At 72.4% G+C, this 22,810-nt stretch carries 13 protein-coding genes; 8 read left to right on the top strand and 5 right to left on the bottom strand.

All coding sequences use genetic code 11. The features are described from left to right. Window positions 1-239: 239 nt before the first annotated feature. From CS0771_RS30920 to CS0771_RS30910, 3 genes are read left to right on the top strand one after another with little or no spacing between them, the layout of a single operon-like run. Window positions 240-1,994 (top strand): non-ribosomal peptide synthetase, encoded by a 1,755-nt coding sequence (locus CS0771_RS30920; RefSeq protein WP_212844285.1) that lies wholly within the window; start codon window positions 240-242, stop codon window positions 1,992-1,994. Continuing rightward, window positions 1,991-3,361 (top strand): condensation domain-containing protein, encoded by a 1,371-nt coding sequence (locus tag CS0771_RS30915; RefSeq protein WP_212844284.1) that lies wholly within the window; start codon window positions 1,991-1,993, stop codon window positions 3,359-3,361. The genes CS0771_RS30920 and CS0771_RS30915 overlap by 4 nt, the downstream gene beginning before the upstream one ends. Before the next feature lie 33 nt (window positions 3,362-3,394). Further along, on the top strand, window positions 3,395-9,130 hold the full coding sequence (locus tag CS0771_RS30910) for a type I polyketide synthase (protein ID WP_212844283.1): 5,736 nt from the start codon (window positions 3,395-3,397) through the stop codon (window positions 9,128-9,130). A 6-nt stretch (window positions 9,131-9,136) separates the two neighbouring features. Here the strand turns inward: CS0771_RS30910 and CS0771_RS30905 are convergent, their stop codons facing one another. Next, window positions 9,137-9,931, bottom strand: a complete 795-nt coding sequence (locus CS0771_RS30905) for a thioesterase II family protein (RefSeq protein WP_212844282.1) — start codon at window positions 9,929-9,931, stop codon at window positions 9,137-9,139. 49 nt (window positions 9,932-9,980) lie between these two features. Further along, complete coding sequence (locus CS0771_RS30900; protein ID WP_212844281.1) at window positions 9,981-10,676, bottom strand: thioesterase II family protein; 696 nt, start codon at window positions 10,674-10,676, stop codon at window positions 9,981-9,983. A 264-nt stretch (window positions 10,677-10,940) separates the two neighbouring features. Between CS0771_RS30900 and CS0771_RS30895 the strand changes: the two genes are divergently transcribed. Then, complete coding sequence (locus CS0771_RS30895) at window positions 10,941-13,901, top strand: AMP-binding protein (RefSeq protein WP_371821509.1); 2,961 nt, start codon at window positions 10,941-10,943, stop codon at window positions 13,899-13,901. A gap of 62 nt (window positions 13,902-13,963) precedes the next feature. Further along, window positions 13,964-15,730, top strand: coding sequence for a non-ribosomal peptide synthetase (locus tag CS0771_RS30890; protein WP_212844279.1), 1,767 nt, complete (start codon window positions 13,964-13,966; stop codon window positions 15,728-15,730). 53 nt (window positions 15,731-15,783) lie between these two features. On the opposite strand, the gene CS0771_RS30885 is transcribed toward CS0771_RS30890, so the two are convergent. Together CS0771_RS30885 and CS0771_RS30880 are read right to left on the bottom strand one after the other, a co-directional pair. Next, the gene (locus CS0771_RS30885) at window positions 15,784-16,905 is read right to left on the bottom strand and encodes an aminotransferase class I/II-fold pyridoxal phosphate-dependent enzyme (protein ID WP_212844278.1); all 1,122 of its coding nucleotides are present in this window, start codon (window positions 16,903-16,905) and stop codon (window positions 15,784-15,786) included. Continuing rightward, window positions 16,902-17,867 carry a fatty acid desaturase gene (locus CS0771_RS30880; RefSeq protein ID WP_244871135.1) on the bottom strand — a complete coding sequence of 322 codons (966 nt, stop codon included), beginning with the start codon at window positions 17,865-17,867 and terminating at the stop codon, window positions 16,902-16,904. The genes CS0771_RS30885 and CS0771_RS30880 overlap by 4 nt, the downstream gene beginning before the upstream one ends. A 284-nt stretch (window positions 17,868-18,151) precedes the next feature. Here CS0771_RS30880 and CS0771_RS30875 point away from each other — a divergent pair, with 284 nt between their 5' ends. Continuing rightward, window positions 18,152-19,873 carry an ABC transporter ATP-binding protein gene (locus tag CS0771_RS30875; RefSeq protein ID WP_212844277.1) on the top strand — a complete coding sequence of 574 codons (1,722 nt, stop codon included), beginning with the start codon at window positions 18,152-18,154 and terminating at the stop codon, window positions 19,871-19,873. Then, window positions 19,870-21,636, top strand: coding sequence for an ABC transporter ATP-binding protein (locus CS0771_RS30870; RefSeq protein WP_244871134.1), 1,767 nt, complete (start codon window positions 19,870-19,872; stop codon window positions 21,634-21,636). Before CS0771_RS30875 ends, CS0771_RS30870 begins: the two co-directional genes overlap by 4 nt. Here the strand turns inward: CS0771_RS30870 and CS0771_RS30865 are convergent. Beyond that, window positions 21,631-21,876 carry an acyl carrier protein gene (locus CS0771_RS30865; protein ID WP_212844276.1) on the bottom strand — a complete coding sequence of 82 codons (246 nt, stop codon included), beginning with the start codon at window positions 21,874-21,876 and terminating at the stop codon, window positions 21,631-21,633. The genes CS0771_RS30870 and CS0771_RS30865 overlap by 6 nt on opposite strands. 228 nt (window positions 21,877-22,104) lie before the next feature. Between CS0771_RS30865 and CS0771_RS30860 the strand changes: the two genes are divergently transcribed. Then, complete coding sequence (locus CS0771_RS30860) at window positions 22,105-22,809, top strand: thioesterase II family protein (protein WP_212844275.1); 705 nt, start codon at window positions 22,105-22,107, stop codon at window positions 22,807-22,809. Window position 22,810 lies beyond the last annotated feature (1 nt).

Below are 22,810 nucleotides of genomic sequence, written 5' to 3'. Positions count from 1 at the left end.
CGCGGCCGTCCGGGGTGCGATGACGAACGCCGATGCACCACTTGACTCGACCCTTGATCGTCGTGAAAGGTATCGATGGTGACGAGGAGACGCGGGGGAGGCGGCTCGAGCAATCGCCTGGAATGTCTTTTGCCGAATGAAGGCCCACGCAGACTCGGTCCGTGTCACGGAGAGACGGCCTGCGGCCTTGCCTACAGGGACATCACTCGATCTGGGAGAGGCCTGCCCTCGTGACTGAAATGATCTTGATCGATCGTATCGACGACATCGCCGCGCGCGAGCCGCACCGATCTGCGCTGCGCGCCGGCGAGGCCACGCTCGACTACGCCGGCCTGACCGCCGCCGCGACCGGCCTGCGCGATCTTCTGCGCGCACAAGGGGTCGGCCCGGAAGACGTGGTCGCCGCGGTGTTGCCGCGGGGCGGCAACCCGATCATCGCGATGCTCGCCATCTGGATGTCGGGCGCGGCCTACATGCCCGTCGACGTGAAGTGGCCGGAGGCCAGGCGCCGGCTCGTGGTCGACAGATCGGCCACGGTCGTTTTGGAGGAGTCGGTGGAGGCCGGCGCGCACCCCGGTATGCCGGGTGAGACCGGGCTCCGGGTCAGGCGAACGGCCGCAGCTCCTGAGCGGGCGAACGGCGGCGCGACCGAGCGCAACCTCGCCTACGTCATCCACACGTCGGGGTCGACCGGCACGCCGCTCGCCGTCGGCGTCGAATTCGGATCGATGCACAACTACGCGAGGTATCTCCTCGACCTGGTCGCGCAGCCGGACATCCACGGTGACGGCGACCTGCGGGTGCTGCTGTCGGCCGACCTGTCGTTCGACGCGTCGCTGCGGCCGGTCCTGCTGCTCGCGGCGGGCGCCGAACTCGTCGTCGCGCCGGATCTGACGGAAGGTTCGTGGCAGGAGCACATCGACTGCATCACCGCGCACGGCATCACCGTCCTCAGCGGCGTGCCCTCCTGGTACTCCGGGGTGCTGAGCGCCGGATGGGTGCCGGGTGACTCCGCCGTGCGGCTCGCCTTCATCGGCGGCGAGGCGGTGCCCAACGGCGTCGTCCGCAGGCTGGCCTCGGACCGCTGCGCCGTCGTGGTGCAGTACGGCCCCACGGAGACGGCGGTCGCGGCGACCGGGGGGCGGCTGCTCAACGACGGATTCCTCGAGGCGCCGATCGGCGAGGGCGTGCCCGGCGCGCGGATCAGCCTGTACCAGGACGCCGGCCTCACCCCGGCGGCCGACGGCGAGCCGGCCTACCTGTACGTGGGCGGCGCAGGCGTCGCCCGGGGATACCTGCACGATGCGGCGCTGACCGCCGAGCGGTTCGTCCCGGACCCGTCCGGCCCGCCCGGGTCCCGGATGTTCCGGACCGGCGACCTCGGCAAGAAGCTCCCGCAGGGTGGATACAGCTTCCTGGGGCGAACGGACGACCAGGTCAAGATCGGTGGCCGCCGGATCGAGCTGAGCGAGATCTCGTCAGTCCTGAACCGGCACCCGGCCGTCACGCAGTCGGTCGCCTTCGTGCACCGTGATTCCGCCCATCCGCTGCTGGTCGCCTGCTACGTCGGAGCCGGCGAGGACGGGCCCGCGGTCGAGGCGGGCATCCGCGACCACCTCGCGGGCGAGCTGCCCGGCTACGCGGTGCCGGTCCTGGTCCGGCGGGTGGACGCCCTGCCGGTGACCGAACGCGGCAAGGTCGATGTGGCAGCGCTGGCGCGACTGGTGAAACCTGCGGAGGCCGAAGTGGCGGAGGACGAGTCCGACCTGACCGACGTCGAGCGGACGGTGATCGCGATCGTGCGCAAGACGCTCGACGCGCCGTGCTCCATCGACGACGAGCTGTTCTCGCTCGGCCTCACCTCGCTGGATTCGCTGAACATCCTGGCGCAGATCCGCGAGGAGCTCGGCGTGCGGGTGCGGCTGCGTGACTTCTTCCAGGCACGCACGACGCGCAACCTGTGCAAGCTCATCGGGACCGTCAACCGGGGATGACGAACACGGATGCGCTGACGCGAACCTTCCCGCTCGGCCCGCTGCAGCAGCAGATCTGGCGGTTCTGGCGGAAGAACCGCGACAGCCCCGCGTACATCATGCCGGAGGTCTACTTCTTCGACGGCGACTTCGACGTCGAGGCCGTCACGTACGCCCTCGACGAGACCGCGCGCCGCCACGAGTCCCTGCGCACGACCTTCCACGAGGGGGACTCCGGCGTCGTGCAGCTCGTCAGCCACGATCCGGCGCACGCGCCGGTCGAGGTGCTCGATCTGCGGGAGCTGTCCGCCGCGGCGCGGGCGGAGCGGCTGGAGGCCGCCATCGACGCCGCGGCGAACACGCCCTTCGACCTGTCGGCCCGGCCCCCGATCCGGCTCACCGCGATCCTGCTGTCGGACAGCCGCACCGCCCTGGTGATGGCGGCGCACCAGATCGTCTGCGACGGCACGTCGATGGCGATCCTGCTGGGCGAGTTCGGCGAGCTCTACCGCTCGGCGCGGCAGGGCACCGCGCCCGAGCTGGCCCCGGCCCCGCCGGGATACGGCGCCTTCGTGACGGAGCAGCTCGCCGGGCTGGCCGGGCACGCCTCCGGCGAGGATCTGGCGTACTGGACCGAGCGCCTCGCCGGGGCCGCCGGCAGCGCGCTGCCCGGAGACCGCGATGCCGCCACCGGTGACGCGGTGCCGCTGGACACCTGTGCGCTGTCCAGGACGCTCGACAGCGGGCTGGCCGACGCGGTCCTGGCGTACGCGCGGCGGGCCGGGGCGACGCCGTTCTCCGTCCTGCTCGGCACGATGAGCGTCATGATCGCCGCCGCCACCGGCGACGGCGACGTGTCGGTGGGCACCGCGACGAGCAGCCGCACCCCGAGGTTCGCGCGCACCGTCGGGATGCTCACCAACCTGGTCGTGCACCGGTCGCGGATCGACCTGTCCGCCACCTTCACCGAGACGCTGGCCGAGGTGTCGCTCGATCTGCTGGACGCCATCGACTGCCAGGACGTGCCGTTCAGCCAGGTGAGCGACGCCCTGGGCCGCGGCGGCGAGCCCGGCGGCGGCCTGGTGCGCACGGCTTTCTCGGCCGGGGCCCTCGGTGGCCTGACGCTCGGCGAGGGAAGCCTGTCGGAGCGGGTGATGCGCACCTCGCAGGGCCCGTTCGACGTCACCGTGATCTGCGAGATCGCCGCGCCGGGCATCGCGCTGGATTGGCAGTTCGCGCTGCGTACGTACTCGCGCGAGCTGGCGCGCGGCTACTGCGCCGCATACGAGGAGATCCTCGCGGCGCTGCTGGAGCGGCCCGACGCGGCGATGGACTCGCTCGGCCTGGCCGAGATCCTGTCCCGCCTCGGCGGCGTCCGCGCGGGATGAGCCGACCGACCGGCAGACGAATTGGAGGAGCAGATGCGTGAGCCGCTGGCCATCGTCGGCATGGCCTGCCGAGGTCCGGGAGCGGCCGACTACCGCGCGCTCTGGGCCAACGTCGAGGCCGGCGCCACGGGCATGGTCACGGTCACCGAGCAGGACCGGCGGCGGGAGGGGATCAGCCTCCCCGCGGACGTGCGAAACCCCTACGTGCCCGTGGCCGCACCGCTGGACGGCTACGACAGGTTCGACGGCACCGCCTTCGGCATCACCGCCGGAGAGGCCGACGGCATCAACCGCAACCACCTCGTGATGATGGAAGTCGTCCTGGAGGCGCTGGAGGACGCCGGTTGCGACCCGCTGCGCCACCCCGGCCGCATCGGGCTGTTCGCCGCCGGCGGGGCCGGCTCGCCGATCACGGTCCTGCAGCGCCTCGGCGACCCGAGGTTCGGCGACGCCGGGCGGCCGCTCAAGTCGTCGGAGGCGGTCAACTGGGTGTCCCTGCTGGACCACGACTTCCTGTCCACCCGGATCGCGTACGCGCTCGACTTCCGCGGTCCGTCGCTGACGGTCCAGAGCGCCTGCTCCAGCTCGCTGGTCGCCGTACATCTGGCCTGCCAGAGCGTGCTGTCCGGGGACTGCGACGTGGCCCTGGCCGGAGGGGTGAACGTCGAGGCGCCGCACCAGGCGGGCTACTACCACCAGCCGGGCAGCATCTGGTCCACCGACGGCAGCTGCCGCCCGTTCGACCTCTCCGCGAGCGGCACCATCACCGCGAGCGGCGCGGGCGCGGTGGTGATCAAAAGGCTCGACGACGCGCTCGCGGCCGGGGACGCCGTCCACGCCGTCATCCGCGGCAGCGCCGTCAACAACGACGGGAAGCGGAAGGTCGGGTTCACCGCCCCGAGCGTGAACCAGCAGAGCCTCGTCATCAGCGCGGCGCTGGCCGCCGCGGACGTGGACAAGCGCGACATCGGGTATGTGGAGACGCACGGCACCGGGACGGAGGTCGGCGACGTCGTCGAGTGGCAGGCCATCGAACGTGCTCTCGGCCCCGACGGGGCACGGTGCGCGATCGGTGCGGTCAAGGCGAACGTCGGCCACCTGGGCGCCGCGTCGGGCGTCTTCGGACTGATCAAGGCCGCGCTGGTCGTCAGCAGCGGGCAGATCCCCCCGGTGGCGAACTTCGTGGAGCTGAGCCCGCGGATCACACCGGCGGGCTCCCGGCTGTTCGTGCCCGGCAGCGCGAGCCCGTGGGCGGACGGGCAGCGCCCGCGCCTGGCCGGGGTGAGCTCGATGGGAGTCGGCGGCACCAACGCCCACGTCGTCCTCGAACAGGCTCCTTCGGTCCCGACCGCCGACGGCGCTGAGGACGGGGTCTTCGTCGTCCCGGTCAGCGCCGCGTCGGCGCGCAGCGCGCGGGACACCGCCGGCCGCGTGCTGGAGTTCGCCGCGGCCAACCCGCAGCGCCTGGGCAGGCTCGCCCATACGATGACGGCGGGCCGGCGGCGGCTCGCCCACCGGGAGGCGGTCGTCCTCGTCCGGCGCGCGGGGCGGGTCGACACCTGGCGGACGGGGACCCGAAGGGCCAAGCGCGGTCACGACAGCGTCTTCGTCTTCCCCGGGCAGGGGACCGCGCTCGGCGACCTGAGCGCGGCGCGGACGGAGATCGACGGCTTCGCCGACGTGTTCGCGCAGGCGCTGTCGAGCCTGCCCGCCGAGGACCGGAGGCCGGTCGAGGCCCTGCTCACCGGGCAGCCTGAGCCCGATGCCGCCCCGCGGATCACCGAGCTCGCCATGCTCGTGCGCTCCGTGGTGATCGCGAGATCGCTGCTGGCCGACGGCATCGAGCCCCGCTCCCTGTGCGGCTACAGCCTGGGCGAGGTCGCCGCGGGCGTGGTCGGCGAGGTGCTCACCCTGGACGAGGCCGCCGCGGCCGTCAACGCACGCGCCCGGATCCTGGCGAGCGCGCCGCCCGGCGCGATGATCCGGGCGCGGCTGCCCGAATCCGCCGCCGGCCCGTACCTGCGCCCCGGTGTGTCCCTCGCGATCGTGCCGGGTGCCCGGGACTGCGTCTTCAGCGGCGAGCTGACCGCGATCGAAGCGCTCGCCGGCGAGCTGCGCGCCGCCGGCGTCGCGTCGGTCCGGATTCCCGTCGCGCACCCGTTCCACAGCACGTTCCTGGAGCCGTTCGCCGAGCAGTACACCGCGACGTGGGCCGAGTTCGACCTGCGGCCCCCGGCGCGGCGGCTGATGTCGCCGACGACGGGTGCCTGGCTCGACGAGGCGACGGCCCGGGACCCGGCCTTCTGGGCAGGGCAGCTGACCCGGACGGTGCGGTTCGGCGACGCCGTGCGCGCGCTGCGTGCGGACGGCACGACCCTGGCCTACGTCCTGGACTCGGGCCAGGGCGTCGCCGCGTTCGCCGGGGAGGTGTTCGGCGACGACGTGCAGGCCATGACCACCGCCGGGCAGCCCGGCTATGACGCGGTCTCCCGCGCGCGGCTGCTGGCGACGGCCTGGACGGCCGGGCAGGACCAGGTCCTCCCGGTCGGGGGACCGGCCGAGAGTCCCGGCCCCGCCACGGTGATCGTCCACGCTCCCACCTACGCGTTCGACCGGGGTCCTGAGGAGGAGCCGCAGCCCATGCAGCCTGAGTCATCGCCACCGCGCGGTTCCGCCCGGCCACAGCCGACGGCGGTCGCCCCCACCGTCGCGGAGGCCGCGGCCCCCGCTCCGGCGCCGGCCGACCGGGACGGCATCGAGGCGGGCGTACGCCGCATCGTCGCGCAGCTCGTCGGAAGCACCCCGGGAGACGTGAAGCCCGGCGCGTCCTTCATCGACCTCGGGTACGACTCGTTCCTGCTGATCCAGCTCGCCGACGCCCTGTCGGCCGAGTTTCAGGCCGACGTGGACGTGCAGCTGCTCTACTTCGACCGGGACTCGTGCGAGAGCCTGACCGAGTTCCTCACCGGAGTCGTGCCGCCGAGCTGGCAGCCGTCGTCCGGCGCCGCGGAGCCCAGGCGGGCCGTCGCGGTCCTGCCCGCCGTGCCGCAGCAGCGTCGCGCGCCGGTCACCGCGCCGGTCACCGCGCCGGTCGTGCAGCCGTCCGGGCCCGCCGGCGGGGCCGGTGAGACCGCCGCGCTGCCGGTCGAGGAGGAACTCGAGTGGGGACGGCGGACCCCGGTGTCGCGGCGGGTCACCGAGGAGGACCGGTACACCCTGGCAGACCAGCGAAACCTGGTCTTCTCGCTCCGCACGGGCCGCCGCTCGGTCAGCTATCCCGTGGTCGGGGTGCGTGGCGAGGGCTCCCACTTCACCGACGTCGACGGCAACGAGTATCTCGACCTGTGCATGGGCTTCGGCGTCAACCTGCTGGGACACGCATCCGAGCCGGTGCGGGCGGCACTGCGCACGTTCGAGGCCGCCGACCTGCTACTCGGCCCGCAGTCGTCGACCGCGGGTGACGTGGCGCGCGGCATCGCGTCGCTGACCGGGGTCGACCGGGTGGCGCTGGCCACCTCGGGCACCGAGGCGGTCATGTTCGCCGTACGCGCCGCGCGCGCGAAGACGGGCCGCAACCTGATCGCGGTGTTCGCCGGCTCGTTCCACGGCACGTTCGACGGGGTGCTGGTCGCCCCCCGGGCGGGCGCGCAGCGGGGCGAGTCGACGACCCTCGGCCGGGGCACGCCGCCCGGCATGGCGCAGGACGTCATCATCCTGCCCTACGACGAGACCGCGCTGCCCGTCCTCGAGTCCTACGGCGAGCAGCTGGCGGCGGTGCTGGTCGAGCCGGTGCAGAGCCGGCGCCCGGGGTATCAGCCCGCCGAGCTGCTGCGCCGGCTGCGTGCCCTCACCACCGCGCAGGGCGCCGCGCTGATCTTCGACGAGATCATCACCGGCTTCCGCTGCCACCCCGCCGGCGCGGCCGGGTACTTCGGCGTCCACCCGGACCTGGCGACCTACGGCAAGGTCATCGGCGGCGGCATGCCCCTCGGCGTCATCGCGGGCGACGCGGAGTTCATGGCCCCCATCGACGGCGGGCGCTGGCGGCAGGGCGACGGCGGGTTGCCGCAGCGGCCGAGCATGGTGTTCTCCGGAACGTTCAGCAAGCAGCCGATGGCGATGGCCGTGGCGCAGCACATGATCCGGCACCTGCGGAAGGAGTCGCCCCGGCTGCAGCAGACCCTCACCGAGCGCACCGCCGAGCTGGCCCGGGAGATCAACCAGCACGCCGCGGCGAACGGCTACCCGATCGAGGTCGAGCACTTCTCGTCGCTGTTCCGGATCAACGTGGACGGCTCCGAGCGGTCGGAGAACATGTTCTTCCTCGGCCTGCTCAGCCGCGGCGTCTACGTGTGGGAGGGGCGTACGTGCTTCCTCAGCGCCGCGCACGACGACGCGGATCGGGCCCGGATCGTGGAGGCCGTCGCCGACGCCGCGGCCGAGGTGGCCGCGAGCGGCGTCTGGCAGGGGACCCGGGCGGCGACCGCGCCGCAGGCACCGGCCCCCGCGGGCGAGCCGCCGGTCACCGGCCAGGCTCCGCTCACCGACGGCCAGAAGCTGCTCTGGATGAGCAGCGAGCTGGGCGGCGACCGCGGCGCGACCTACCAGATGTCCGACGTGCGCCGCATCGAGGGCGTCATCGACGTGGACCGGCTGACCGGCGCCATCGAACGGGTCGCGCAGCGGCATGAGGCGCTGCGGATCGGGTTCGACGAGGACGGCGCGGCGCAGAACTGCGTCGCCCGCGCCGTTCCGGCGCTGACCACCTGCACCCTGAGCGACGCCTCGCCGGGCGACATCGAGGCGATGCTCGCCAGGTTCGCGCGGCGGCCGGTGGACATGTCGGCCCCCTCGCTGTTCCAGTTCCACCTCGTGCAGGCGGGTGCGGTCGCATACCTCCAGGCCACCGCGCCGCACGCCGTCATCGACGGCTGGTCGTTCGAGGTCCTGTGGGAGGAGCTGTCGGCCTTCTACCTGGGCGGCGAGCAGGCCCGTGCGGCACGCGAGCCCGCTGGCTTCCTGGAGTACGCCCGCTCGAAGCGCGCCGAGGAGGACGCGCGGTTCGCCGCGAACGACGCGTGGTGGCGGCCGAGGCTCGACAGCGCCTGGCAGTCGGCCCGCATGGTCGACGGTGCCAAACCTTTCACGCCGGTCACCCGCATCGACCACCTCTCCGCGGACCGCCTCGCCGACCTGCGCAAACTGTCGCGTTCCAGCAGATCCACCATGCACACCGCGGCGCTGTCGGCGGTGTCGGTGGCCTCGGCGCTGCTCATGAACACGTCGCAGGTGATCGTGATGGCTCACCGGACGGGACAGCCGCTCGCCTTCCCCGGCAGGCCGCTCATCGGCTTCTGCGTGGACCTGCTGCCGGTCGTCCTCGAACTACCCGACGGCACCAGCCTGGTGGACGTGACCCGGGACGTGCAGGCGCAGCTCGTCAGCAGCTCGGACACCCTGTCCGGCCTGTATCGGACGCTGCAGCACCGCCGCTACCGCCGGCTGCCGTCCACGTTCCTCGCGTTCGAGTACGCCACCGAGAGCCCGGGAACCCTGTTCGGCTTCCCGGCGTCGCCCATGGCGATGGAGCGGCCGCGCATGCCGCAGCCGGCGTTGCTGACGGTCGAGGAGCATCACGACGGGATCGAGCTCATCTCGGAGATCGCCGAGGAGAGCGACCTCGCTCCGTACGGAGCCGACCTCGCCGTCCGGGTGGAGCAGCTCCTCGCTGATCCCACCGTGCCGCTAGGCGAACTGCGCCGGCGCTGAGCTCACTCACCCGCCGTCGGCTGGCAGCCGGTGCTTCCAGCCGACGACGGCGCTGAGCGGCAGCGCCGACTCCTGCGGGAAGAAGTGCCCGCCCGGGTACTCCCGCGCCTCGAACGCGGCCGCGGTGTACTCGCGCCAGCCGGCCGCCTCCTCGATGGTGAGCGCCGGATCGTGCGAACCGCTCATGGCCAGGATGGGGCAGGTGACCCTGTCCCCACCGGCGTCGTCCAGGTAACGGGTGCACGCCCGGGCGTCGGCGGCCAGCGCGGGCAGGACGAGCGGCATCAGCAGCTCGGCGCGCCGCCCGCTGAAGTCCAGCCCGCCCAGCTCCTGGAGGGCCTCGACGATCTCCGCGGGCTCCAGCTCGTCGTAGCGGGCGAAGGCCGGCAGATGCGGCGGGGCGCAGGCGGCGATCGCCAGGACCGCCGGCGCCGGTGCGCCGATCCGCTCCAGGCGGCGCGCGGTCTCCAGCATCACCAGGCCGCCGAAGCTGTGCCCGAACAGCGCGTAGTCCGCACCGTGCCGGTCGGCGGCGACGGCATCGGCGACGAGCGCGGCCATGTCCCGGATGTCGTCCATACACGGCTCGCCGAACCGGTCCTCGCGGCCGGGCAGCTGCACCGCGCGCAGGTTCACCCGCAGCGTCGACTGCGCGAAGGCGGCCAGGAAGGTCCGCGCCCCGGTGCCGGCCGACGGGACACAGTAGACGGTGCGCGTCGGTGGCGCGGCCGGATCCCGCGGGGCCACGGCGTCGGGGAAGGACCGCAGGAGGTCGTGGAGCGGGGGTGCGTCGCCGTTCACGCGGCCGCTCCCGAACAGCCCGGCACGGCGGGGCGGGCGGCTTCCGCGATCACGAGCCCAGGTCTGCCCGCTCGACGACGGCGCGGGCGACCGCCGCCGGGTTCTCCTGCAGCAGGTAGTGACCGCCGGAGACTTCTTCGAACTCCAGCCGGGTGCAGTAGTCCGCCCACGACTGCGCCACCGAGCGGTCGATGTCGCGGTCCTCGGCACCCGCGATGACGAGCAGCGGGATCTTCAGCGGGTCGGCGGCGTACGGGAAGCCAGCCACCGCCGTGTAGTCGGCGCGGATGACGGGCTCCAGCAGGTCGCGGGCGTCCTCGTCCTCGGCGACGGCGGGCTGCGCGTCACCGGACGCGACGAGCTGGGCCCACAGCGTCTCGGACGACTCCGGCAGGTCGGGGTGCACCCGGGGGAGGTGCCATGCGCCCTGGCTGACCGCGACCATCAGCCGCGCCCGCGACCCCGGCCGCGACGCGGCGCGCGCGAGGATCGCATACATCAGCCAGGCTCCTGAGCACTGGCCCAAGCCCAGCACCGCGGCGGTCGGGTGCCGGGCGGCGACATCCTCCAGAGCGTCGGCGGCTACGGCGACCGCCGCATCGAACTCCCAGTCCACCGGCTCGGCGATCAGCCGTTCGCGTCCCGGCAGCACCAGGCCGTAGACGGCCCAGCCGTCCGGGAGGCTGCGCGCGAGGTCACGACCGACCGCCGCGCCGCCGCCGACATGCGGGGCGAGAAACAACAACCGCTGTGGTTCGGGCTCGGACCGCAACGGTTCCCAGGAGATCTGCATTCCGCTACGACCGGGAAGCGCACGGGACGGACGGCCGTCTGCCTTGTTGCTTTCGCGGGCCGGAATGGAGATCGCTCATGGTTCACGAGGGTACGGGCTGCGGCCGGACGCCGCCAGGCCAAGCGCTTTGAGCTGCGTCAAGTGATTCAGGTACATGCCTGTGCGCCTTGATATGGTAGGCATCTCCGTGATGCGTCAGCTTCAGCGGGACGGTGAATGTCAATGACGGGGTACAGCCAGGGGACCATCCACGGTGCCTTTCGCCACCGAGCCCGGCTGAATCCCGAAGCACCGGCCGTCATCGGCACGGGCCGCACACTCACCTACGGCCAGCTCGACGCCCTGTCAGACGACCTCGCGGCCCAGCTCATCCGCTCCGGTGTCGTATCCAGAAGCGACTGTGTGGCAGTCGTGATGGGACGGTCGGCGGATCTGGTCGTCACTTTGCTCGCCGTGCTGAAGGCGGGCGCGGCCTACGCGATCCTGGACCCGAACTGGCACCGGAGCCGGCTTGACGCGGCCGTCCGCAGCCTCGGCGCGGCCACCGTCATAGGCACCAGCTGGCCGGGCGGCCCGGCGGCCTGGACGCCGAAGCCGTCGTGCGGCCTCGACCCGCCGCCGGACCTGTCCGTGGCGGAGGATCCGGCCTCGGTGTTCTTCACCTCCGGGACGACGGGCGACCCCAAGGGGGCCCTCGTGCCGCATGCCGGAACGGTGCTGCTGTTCGAGAAGTGCGACTTCATGCGCCTCGACGAGACGACGGTGATGCTCTGCGCGGCCGCCCTGCCGTGGGACGCGCTGACCCTGGAGCTGTGGAGCGTCCTGACCACCGGCGGCAGCGTGCGGCTGCTCGGCGACGGCGCGCTGCTCGACGCGGCCGAACTGCGGGCCGCGATCCGCGACGGCGTGAACACCGCCTGGCTGACGGCGAGCATCTTCACCATGCTCGTCGACGAGGACCCGGCCTGCTTCGAAGGCCTGCGGCACGTGCTCACCGGCGGCGAGCGCCTGTCCGTGGCGCATGCCCGCCGGTTCCTGGACCGATACGGCGACACCGTGGCGCTGACCAACGGCTACGGACCCGCCGAGGCGACCGTCTTCGTCACCACGCACCAGGTCCGCCCGGCCGACCTGGACAGCGACCTGGGCGTGCCCCTCGGCACGGCGGTGGCGGCCACGACGCTGACCCTGGAGCGGGACGGACGGCCCGTCGCGGACGGGGCGGTGGGAGAGCTGGTGGTCTCCGGACCGCGGGTCGGGCTCGGCTACGTCGGCCGCGCCGACACGGGCGGTTTCCGGCTCGACAGCGCCCCTCGGTCCTACGCCACCGGCGACCTCGTGAGCTGCCGCGACGGGCTCCTGTACTTCCACGGCCGCGCGGACCGCCAACTGAAGATCCGCGGCCACCGCGTCGATCCCGGCGAGATCGAGCGCGTCGCGGCCGAACACGACGGCGTCGGCGCCTGTGCGCTCACGTCGCTCCACGCCGAGGCGTCCGGCCTGGTCCAGAGCCTGGCGCTGGTCTACACCGGGACGTGCACCGCCGACGCGCTGCGTGAGCACCTGCGGCGCAGGCTCCCGCCCCCGCTCGTGCCGTCGCTGGTGGTCGGGGTGGCGCGCATGCCGCTGACCGCCAACGGGAAGCTGGACGAGGCCGCCGTCGGGGCCCTGCTGGCCGCGAGCCGGGCGCCGGAGCAGCCGAGCCCCGCCCCCGCCGACCCGGACTGGGCGGTGTTTCTCGAACTCACCCGCGACATGCGCTTCAGTGCGCCGCCGACCGCGCACGACACCTGGTGGGGCCTGGGCGGATCCTCGCTGGATCTGATGCGGCTCGCGATCCGGGCCTCGCGTGACCTCGACCGCGAGGTCCCCGTGCAGCTGCTCGCCGGCCTCGAGTCGATCGGCGAGATCGTCTCGGCCATCGCCGCCGCGCCCGCGGCCGCGCGCACGGCGGAGAGGGGCCCCGCCGAGGTCCGGCTCCTCACCGACGAGCAGGCGAGCTTCCTGCTCCAGCACGCGATGGACCAGGACGATGCCGCGCTGAGCCCGATGCTCTGGCAGCTGCGCGGGGACGTCGACCGGGCGGCGCTGGCCCTCGCGCTGCGCGACGTGCAACAGCGGCACCCGGCGCTGCGCTCGCGCTACCTGCTGGAGCCTTCGCCCCGGGCCATACCGCTGATTGGGGGGGACGTGCCGCTGGCCGAGGTGGCGGCCGCCGCCGACGCCATGAGCCGGGTGCTGGACGCGCTGTACGAGCCGCTCGACCTGGAAGCGGGCCTGGTCTGGCGGGCCGCGATCGGAGCCGGGGCCGACGGCACGTCGGTGCTCGGCATCGGCGTGCACCACGTGGCGTTCGACGGGTGGTCCGAGTCCGTGCTGGCCCGGGACCTGTCCACCGCGTACGAAGCGCGCCGGCGGGGAAGGGCGCCGGTCTGGGCGACGGCACCGGTGCTGCGGCTGCCTGAGCCCGCGCGCCCCGGCCTCACCGAGCAGTGGGTACGCCATCTGGCGGGCGCTGCCGAGATCGCCTGGCGAGACCGGCCGGACGACGCGTGCGCAGGCGAATGCCCGGACACCGGGCACGTCTCCGGCAGGCGGCTCACCGCCGAGCGTGCGGCGGCGCTACGCGAGTGGGCCGCGGCTCGCGGGCAGTCGATCTTCGGGGTGGTCCTCGCGGCTTTCACCCAGGCCCTCACCGAGCAGGCGGAGCGCGACGACTTCCTGGTGGGCCTGCCGACGCGCACCCGGTCGAGCGCCGAGACGGACGTCGTCGACTGCCTCATCAACGTGGTCTGCGTGCGGCCGCCGTCCGGGGACCTGAGCTGGCCGGCGTACGTCGCCGCGACCGCGGCGGAACTTCGCTGGTGCCTGCCCCGCAACACGGCCGGGCTGCACGGCATCCGGCTCGCGCTGAACCCTCCCCGCACCGGCCGCAACCCGCTGTACCAGGTGATGTTCGCGTACCAGGATCATCCGGCGGCGGCGCTGACGCTCGGCGGCGACACGACGTATCACCGCATCACGACCCGGCGCGCCCCGGTCGAGCTGCTGTTCGAGGTCGTCCCGGACGCCGAGGGCGGCCTCGATCTGGTCGGCAGCCGGCAGTGCGAGCACGTCGGCGACCGGGTGCTGCAGGCGGTGCTGGACCGCACCGCCACCCGGCTGGACCAGCTGTGACGGACATCGAGCAGGGGAGATTTGGTGTGGTAGTGGAAGCGGCAGACCAGACGATCACGGCCATGCTGGAGGAGACCTGGCGCTCGTCGCCGTCCGCGGTGGCCCTGGCCGATGCGCGTCAGTCGCTCGACCGGGCCCGGCTCGGCTCGCGGGTGCGCCGGCTGGCCGCCGAGATCGGCGCGGCCGGCGTGCGGCCCGGAGACATCGTCGCGGTCTACGTCGAGCGGTCCGTCGAGCTGGTGCTGGCGCAGGTCGCGGTCCTCTTCGCCGGGGCCGCCCACGTCGCGGTCGATCCGGACGATCCGCTGTCCCGCCTCGAGTACATCCTCGATGACTGCGCTCCCACGCTGGTCGTGTGCAGCCGGTCGCTGCGGGACCGCGTGCCCAAGCAGCACGAGGTCTACGTCATCGACGATGCGGACCAGGCCCCGAGCACGCCCGACGACCGCTTCACCCCGGTCGACATCAAGGGCTCCGACGGTGCTTATCTGATCTACACCTCGGGCACCACCGGCGCTCCGAAGGCGTCGCTGATCACCCACGCCGGCCTCAGCTCACGGCTGCGCTGGCTGCAGGACTTCTGCCCGATGAGCGAGTCCGACGTCGTCCTCTACAAGACGGCGTGCGGCTTCGACGTCTCGGTGGCCGAGCTCTACTGGGCCCTGACCGCGGGCGGAAAGCTGTTCTGCGCCCGGCCCGGGGTGCAGCGGGACACGGACTACCTGGCCGACGTGCTGGCCGAGCAGGGCGTGACGATCCTGCACTACGTGCCGTCGCTGCTGGACCTGTTCCTCGCGAGCCGCCCGGCCACCGAACGGTACGACTCGGTGCGCTATCTCCTCGCAGGCGGCGAAGCGCTGTCGCCGGAGCTGGTCAAGCGGTGGCAGGAGCGCAGCACGGGCGAGGTCCTCAACATGTACGGGCCGTCGGAATGCTCGGTGTACACGACGGCGTGGAAGTGCCCGCATCCGCTGGGCGAGCGGCGCGTGCTCATCGGCGAGGCCGTCGCCGAGACCGGGCTGTGGGTGCTGGACGCGGACGGCAATCAGGTGGAGGCCCTCGACCAGCCCGGTGAGCTGTATGTGAGCGGCGTCGGGCTGGCCCGCGGCTACCTGGGCCGGGAGGAGCTCACGAACGCCAGGTTCCACAGCCTCGCCGACCTCAACCCGCGGCTGCCGGCGGTACGGGTGTACCGGACCGGCGATGTGGTGGCCTGGGCGGAGCCCGGCCTGCTCGATTACCGGGGCCGAGCCGACCGGCAGCTGAAGGTCCGCGGATACCGGATCGAGCCCGAGGAGATCGAGGCAGTCGTGCGGGCCGTGCCCGGCGTGGCCCAGTCCGCCGTCGCGGCACGACGGGGTGACGATGTCGTCGAGCTGCTGCTCTTCATCGTGCCGCAGCGCGGCGGGCCGGAGATCGAGACATCGGACCTGCTCGCCTCCGTCCGCGAGACCGTGCGCGACAGGCTTCCCCCGTACATGCAGCCCCGGCGCGTCGTCCTGGTCGACGGGCTGCCTCTGTCGCCCAACGGCAAGCTCGACGAAGGCGCCCTGCTCGCGCTCGCGCCGGAGGCCGAGCAGCCGGTGGCGGCCGACGAGCCCACGTCTCTGGAACGGGCCTGGTCGACGCTGCTGAACACGCCCGCGACGGCGGATTCCGACTTCTTCCTCGCCGGTGGGGACTCGTTCCTGGCGGTCCGGCTCATGAAGGAGATCTCGGCTGAGGCGGGGCAGCGGGTGCCGATCAGGCTGCTGTTCACGAACCCCGTCCTGGCCGACTTCCGGCGCGAGCTGGAGCGCTACCTCGCCGGCACGACGAGCGGCAGCTGACGCGGAACTCCGCCGGCTCCGGGCGGTGACAGCCTGTTGTCACCGCCCGGAGGTCACCGCCTGGCGGTGAGGAAGTCGTCGACGCGCTCGAGCGCGGCAGGCAGCGAGCTGCGGCCGAGCCCCACCCGCAGCCGGTTGTCGGTCATGTCGAAGATGGTGCCCGGCAGGAACAGGACGCCCTTCTCCCGGGCCACGTCCGCGACGAACGCGTCGACCGGGACGGGCAGCCGCAGGCGCGGGAACGCCATCGGACCGGCCTTGGGCGCGGCCCACTCGAACGCGTCGCCGTGCCCGCTGAAGAAGGACTCCGCGAGCGGAAGGTTCGCCAGGATGAGCCCGCGGCTGCGCTCGAGCAGCTGTGGCCCGGCGCGCAGGGCGATGAGCGACAGGATCTCGGCCGGTGCGGAGGCGCACACGGTGGTGTAGTCCTTGAGGCGGCGGGCCGCGTCGGTGACCGCCTGATTGCGGGTGGCCAGCCACCCGATGCGCAGCCCGGCCAGCCCGTAACCCTTGGACATCACCCCGATGCTGACGGCCTGCTCGTCGAGATCGCAGGCCGCGGGCAGCGTCGTGGCGGGATCGTACTCAAGGCCGCGGTAGACCTCGTCCGAGACGACCGTGACGCCCGCCTCCCGGGCGAGCGCGAGCAGCTGCTCGAACTCCTGACGGCTCGGCAGCGCGCCGGTCGGGTTGTGCGGGAAGTTGACGAAGATCGCCTTGGTGTCGGGCCGCAGCGCCTGGCGTACGGCGTCGAGGTCGAGCCGCCAGCCGTGCTCGGCGTCGAGTGCGATCGGCGTGACGGTCGCGCCCAGGGCCGGCGCGATCCGGAACAGCGATTCGAAGGCGGGCCAGACCACCAGCGCGTGATCGCCCGGCTTCAGCAGCACGTGCGCGAGCAGGAAGAGCGCCTCGGCCGCGCCGCCACCGCAGACGGTGACCTCACCGACCGCCATGCGCGCGTACTGCTCCACGATCGCCTCGCGCAGCAGCGGGTGCCCGAGCGTGTCCGTGTACCCGAGGTCGAGCTCTGCCCACAGCGCCCTCGCCTCGGGGTCGGCGAACTCCAGCAGCTCCTGCATCGACAGCCCGTCGACGTCCGAGGCGCACGCGATGTGCTCCACACCCGCGTCCCACTCGGCGAAGAACTGCTCGACCTTGCAGCGCTCGGGGATCATCGCGCGGCCGTCCGGCCGACGGCGGGCTGTCCCTGGTGCAGCAGCGCCCGGCGGCGGTCCAGGAAGCCGAACATCGCCGGGACCGGGCTCACGATCCGGGGCTGGGCCGCGAGCCGCTCGCGGTGCCGGGCGTTGACCTCCGGCATCTGCGACCAGTGGGTGGCGGGGCTGAGGTGGTGCTCCTGGTGGTAGCCGTCGTTGAAGGTCAGCCGGTTGTACAGCCTGCCGTAGTGGCTGACCGAGTCGGTCAGGCGGGAGTCGGGGTCCGCGCCGTAGTGCCGGTAGTAGTTCTGCACGTTCACCAGCACCAGCGCGCACGCGAACCCCGGCAGGTAGCAGAACAGCGTCCACTGCCAGGAGATCACCGCGAAGCCGACCAGCGCCAGGCAGTGTGCGGCCCGATCGACTTGGATCTGGCGCAGCTCGCGCCGCCTGCGGTCGGGCTGGCGGGAGGCCAGGCGCTGCAGGTTCTCCTCGGCGGACCCCACCGCCCACCCGCGGGTGACCATGGCCAGCTCGGCGGCGCGGTCGGCGAGGGAGCTGAGCGCACCGCCCACGGCGTAGGGCAGCAGCGGCTGGTGCTCGCCGTCCTTGCCCTTCTGGTACGTGGACGAGCGGTCGCGCGTCTCGCCGTCGGCGCCCTGCCGGTCGTTGTTGTATCGGTGATGGTTGCGCACGTGGGTGAGTTCGTACGCCTGCACCGACTGGCCGATGTTGACGGAGTTCAGCGTCGACACCGCGGCGTTCAGCCGGTCGCTGACGAACCACGGCACGTGGGTGAAGAGGTGGGACACGACGATGATGTTGTACGCCATCATCATGGTGAGCAGCACACCGAACGCGATCCGAAGTGGAACCGAAGCGCCGGGCCACGCGAACGCGGTGAGCACGGTGATCCCGAACTGCGCCACGCTGAGCCCGAGGAGAAGCGCATCCTTCGGCGTGTTCTTCCAGACCTTCACCCGATGTCCTCCGTCTGCCCCCGCGGCAACGCCAGGCCGCCACTGTCCACAATGGCCTCGTAGGGTTCTGTTGGCACCCGACCCCGTGCATGCCTGTCAGCGGGCTGAAGTCGCATCACCCGAGCGTTCATTGTGTGCTGTGCCAACGGGTTGATCTCGGGTAGCCTACCATCCGGACCACCCGGGTGAGCAGGTCGCGACGACCGAGATGCGAATCCGAGCGATAGGCAGATGCAAACGCCTGGAAACGTCGAGAGGTGCTTTCGCCGATGCAGCGGATCCCCGTGATTGGCACTGAGGGACTGGATCATAGATCGGCGGCCGGGTATCTCCTCGCGCTGGCCGCGCGCCAGAAGGCAGGGGTGGTCTGGGCGATCGTGACCTCCGGGATCTGGAACACGAGCCAGGTCTTCATTCCGGTCGCGATCGGATGGGCGGTGGATCGCGGCATCACCCAGGGCGACCGGGGCCAGCTGGTCCTGTGGTCCCTCGTCATCCTGGCGCTGGGCCTGGTGCGAGCGGTCGCGGGCACCGTCTTCTACCGGCAGCAGCTGCTCACCGGCACCGCGTCCGGCGCCATGACCATGCACCTGGTGACGCGGCACATCACCAAGCTCGGGGCCTCGCTGCCGCGGGTGGCGGACGCCGGCAACCTGACGGCGACCTGCACCTCGGACGTCACGGCCATCGGCAGCGGGATGCGTCACGTCGGGCGGGTGCTGGGCTCGGTCATCGCCGTCATCGTGATCACCGTGATCATGCTCATGATCTCACTGCCCCTCGGGCTGGTGGTGCTGGTGACCGTTCCCGCCGTCGTCGGCCTCAGCGGCCTCCTGCTGCGCCCGCTCCACCGGTATCAGGACGAATACCGGACCCAGCAGGGCCGCCTGGCGGGCCGGGCCGTCGACATCGCCTCCGGGCTGCGGGTGCTCCGCGGCATCGGCGGCGAGCGGCGGTTCGCGAGGGCCTTCCACGCCGACTCGGCGAGCCTGCGCGTGGCGGACGTCCAGGTGGCGCGCGCCGAGGCGAACTTCACGGCGACGGACGTCCTCATGCCCGGGGTCATCTCCGTGATCGTCACCTACACCGCGGCCCGATTCGTGCTCAGCGAGCAGGTGACGATCGGCCAGATGGTCGCGTTCTACGCGTTCGCCGTCTTCCTCACGCTGCCCCTGCACGACATCATGGAGGGCGCGAACCAGCTGACGCGGGCGCTGGTAGCCGCCGGCCGGGTGACGAAGCTGCTGAACACGCCGGTGCCGGACCGGGCGAGCCGCGGCGCGGCCCCGGCGGACCGGGACGAGGCGCACCTGGTCGACCGCGCCTCCGGATTGGACGTGCCGCCGTCGACGCTGATGGCGGTCGCCTGCGCGCAATCCGCGGATGCCGAGATGCTGGCCCGCCGGCTGGCCCGGTTCGAGGACTCCGGCGAGGTCATGCTCGGCGACCGGCCGTTGTCCTCCCTGCCGATCTCGGACGTGCGCGCACGGATCCTGCTGGCCCGCAACAACGACCGGTTCTTCGCCGGGACCGTGCGCCGTGAGATCGCGCCCTCGGAAACCACCGGCCCGGACGAGGTCGCCGACGCCCTGCGGGTCGCCCACGCGACGGACATCATCGACGCGCTGCCCGACGGCCTCGACACCCCGATGACCGGGCGGGGCAGGACCTTCTCGGGTGGTCAGCTGCAACGCCTGCGACTCGCCCGGGCACTTCTCGCCAAGGAGGCGGACTTCACCTTGCTGGTCGAGCCGACGAACGCCGTCGACGCCTACACCGAGCACTCGATCGCGGCGAACCTGGCCGAGCGACACCGGTCGGCCTCGCACCGGGCGAGCACGGTCGTGTTCACGGTCAGCCCGCTCCTGCTGCAGCGGGCGCAGCGGGTCGCCTACGTCGTCGACGGCCGGGTGGTGGCGACCGGGGCCCACGACGAACTGCTGACCGGCCACCCCGAGTATCGGCAGCTGATGACGCGCGACGACGCTTCGGTGGTGGGTCAGTGAGCGCCCGCATGCTGCCCGTCGCGGACGGCACGACCGTCCGCCGCTTCCTGTCGGCTGCCGCCCGCCGCCACCGGCGCGGACTGGCCTGGGTGCTGCTGCTGTACGCGCTGGCCGCGACCTGCGGCCTGGTCGGCCCCCGGCTGCTGGGCGACATCGTCGAGGGCATCCAGAACGGCACGGCGACGGTGGGCACGGTGACCGCCATCGCGGGCGCGCTCACCGGCTTCCTGCTGCTGCAGGGACTGCTCGCCCGCAATGCGTTCCGTGCCGCCGGCCGCCTGGCCGCGATCGTCCTGGCCGAGATCCGCGAGAAGTTCGTCGACGACACGCTCGCGCTTCCGCAGGAGGTGGTGGAGCGGTCCGACGAAGGTGATCTGGTCACCCGCGCCTCGGGGGACGTGGACAAGCTGCGCCGCGCGGCGCAGCTGGCGGTGCCCCAGGTCACCGAGGCGCTGGTGTGGCTGGTGCTCAGCGTCGGCGCGCTGCTGCTGGTGTCGTGGCTGCTGTCGCTCGCGGTCCTGATCATCGTGCCGCCGCTGGTGCTGGCCACGCGCTGGTATCTGGCCCGTGCCTACACCGCCTTCCTGCGCGAGGCCGAAGCCTCCGCCGGCATCACCGAGGGCCTGACGGCGACGATCCAGGGCGCGGCCACGGTCGAGGCGTTCGGTCTGGAAGCCGAGCGGGTGCGGCGTGCCGAGCACGACGCTCAGGCGTGGTACGAGGCGGTCGACAAGAGGCTGCGGGTGCGGTCGGTCCTGTACGCGGTCCAGGAGTTCCTGTTCGTCCTGCCGCTGACCCCCGCCCTGCTGCTCGGCGGATACGCCTACACCCAGGGCTGGCTCAACCTGGGCCAGGTCACCGCGGCCACGGTGTACATCCTGCAGATGATGATCCCGCTGGAGACCCTGCTCGACTGGGGCGGGACGCTCCAGATGGGCCGGGCCTCGCTGGCCCGCATCCTCGGCGTCTCGGACACGAAGGCCGAGCGGGACCTGCCGGAGCGCGGTGCCGTCCCGGCGGGGGACCTGTCCGTGCGCGCCGTCCGGTTCGCCTACGAGAACGGACCGGACGTGTTGCACGGCATCGACCTGGCGGTGCGGCCCGGCGAGCGGCTCGCCATCGTCGGCCAGACCGGCAGCGGCAAGTCGACGCTCGCCCGGCTGCTGTCGGGTGTCTACCGTCCGCGCGTGGGCAGCGTCGACGTCTCCGGGACGCCGCTGCACGAGATCTCGCCGCACGAGCTGCGCAAGCACGTGGTGCTGGTGACCCAGGAGCAGTACGTCTTCGGGGGCTCACTGCGGGAGAACCTGGAGCTGTCGGCCTCGCGCGCGGCGCGGGACCCGCAGCCCGGAGCCGACGACGGCGCGGTGTGGAGCGCGCTGAAGGCGGTCGGCGCCGACGACTGGGTCGCCGGCCTGCCCGAGCAGCTGGACACGGCGGTGGGTGCCGGCGGAGAGGAGCTCACGGATGCGCAGGCACAGCAGATCGCCCTCGCCAGGCTGCTCCTCGCCGACCCGCCGGTGCTGATCCTCGACGAGGCGACCTCGCAGATGGATCCCGGCTCGGCCCGGCACCTCGAACGGGCGCTCGCGACCGTGCTCGAGGGCCGGACCGTCATCGCGATCGCGCACCGCCTGCACACGGCCCACGACGCGGACCGGATCGCCGTCATGGACGACGGCCGGATCGTCGAGGTCGGCTCCCATGTGGAGCTGCTGGAACAGGACGGCGCCTACGCCCGGCTGTGGTCCAGCTGGCTATGAGGCGGCACCGGAATGCCGAGCGTTCCACTGAGACACGAAGTCTTCGATCGTCGGGAACTCCAGCAACGTGAGGATGTCGGTTTCGATGCCCAGCGCCGTGTTCAGCTCGTCGACCAGCTCGACCAGCATCAGCGAGGTCCCGCCGAGGTCGAAGAAGTTCGTGTCGACGTCCACTTCGGATGCGTCGATCCCGATCACCTTGGCCCAGACCTGCGAGACCTTCTGCTCCTGCAGCAGCATGGACGGCATCCTCCCGTATGTCGTGTCCACCGGCGACGCCCGACGGCCGGCCACGGGCGTCCCGAGCCACGCGTTCGGACTGCGTATGGCCGGCACCACTGGTGGGCGGCGCCTGCCGCTGCCGGATAGGCTGGCACCGGCTCGATCCGCCGGCATGAGGGGAGTGTAGGCGAGTTGTCAACCGATCGACTGCTTCGGGTGATCTCGGGGCCGACAACCGGTTTGCTCGTGTTCGCCTTCCCGCCGTCGGGCTCCGGCCCGTCGTTGTTCCGGCGGTGGCTTCCGTTCCGGCCCTCCGGGCTCGAGCTGGTCGCGATCCACACTCCCGGACGGGAGAGCCGCTACACCGAGCCCGCGGTGTCGTCGGTCGAGCCACTGGCCGACGAGATCGCCGCCGCAATCGACGAGTATGCCGAACGCCCGTACATCATCTTCGGGCACAGCGCGGGAGCGTTGCTGGGCCGTGAGGTGGCCTTGCGGCTGCGGCGGCGTTCCCGGCCGCTGAGCCTGTTCGTCGCCGCCGGTTCGGCGGCACCGCACCTCGTCTTCGACTCCGGGCTCGCCGAGGCCGACGACGAGACCCTGCTCGACGCGTTGCGCGACTTCGGCGGCACCCCGGCCGACGTGCTGAGTGCCGAGGCGATCGAGCTGTTCCTGCCGTGCCTGCGAGCCGACATGGCGCTGGCCGATTCCTGCCGCCGGGCCGAGCCGCCGACGGCCGCCGACCGCCTCGACATTCCGATCATCACCATCGCCGGTGTCGACGACCCGGCGGCGGAGTTCCACGGCGACACCTGGGCGCTGTGGACGGACGCCGGGACGGCCGAGCACGTGGTGCCCGGCGGCCACTTCTTCCCGTTCGAGAACCCGGCCCCGGTCCTGGAGATCGTGGCGGGCGCCGGCAGCCGGCCGGGTGGAGCCACGGCCGGCTGAC

The organism is Catellatospora sp. IY07-71, from assembly GCF_018326265.1.
GTDB lineage: Bacteria > Actinomycetota > Actinomycetes > Mycobacteriales > Micromonosporaceae > Catellatospora.
This window is presented reverse-complemented; position numbering and strand designations above follow the sequence as displayed.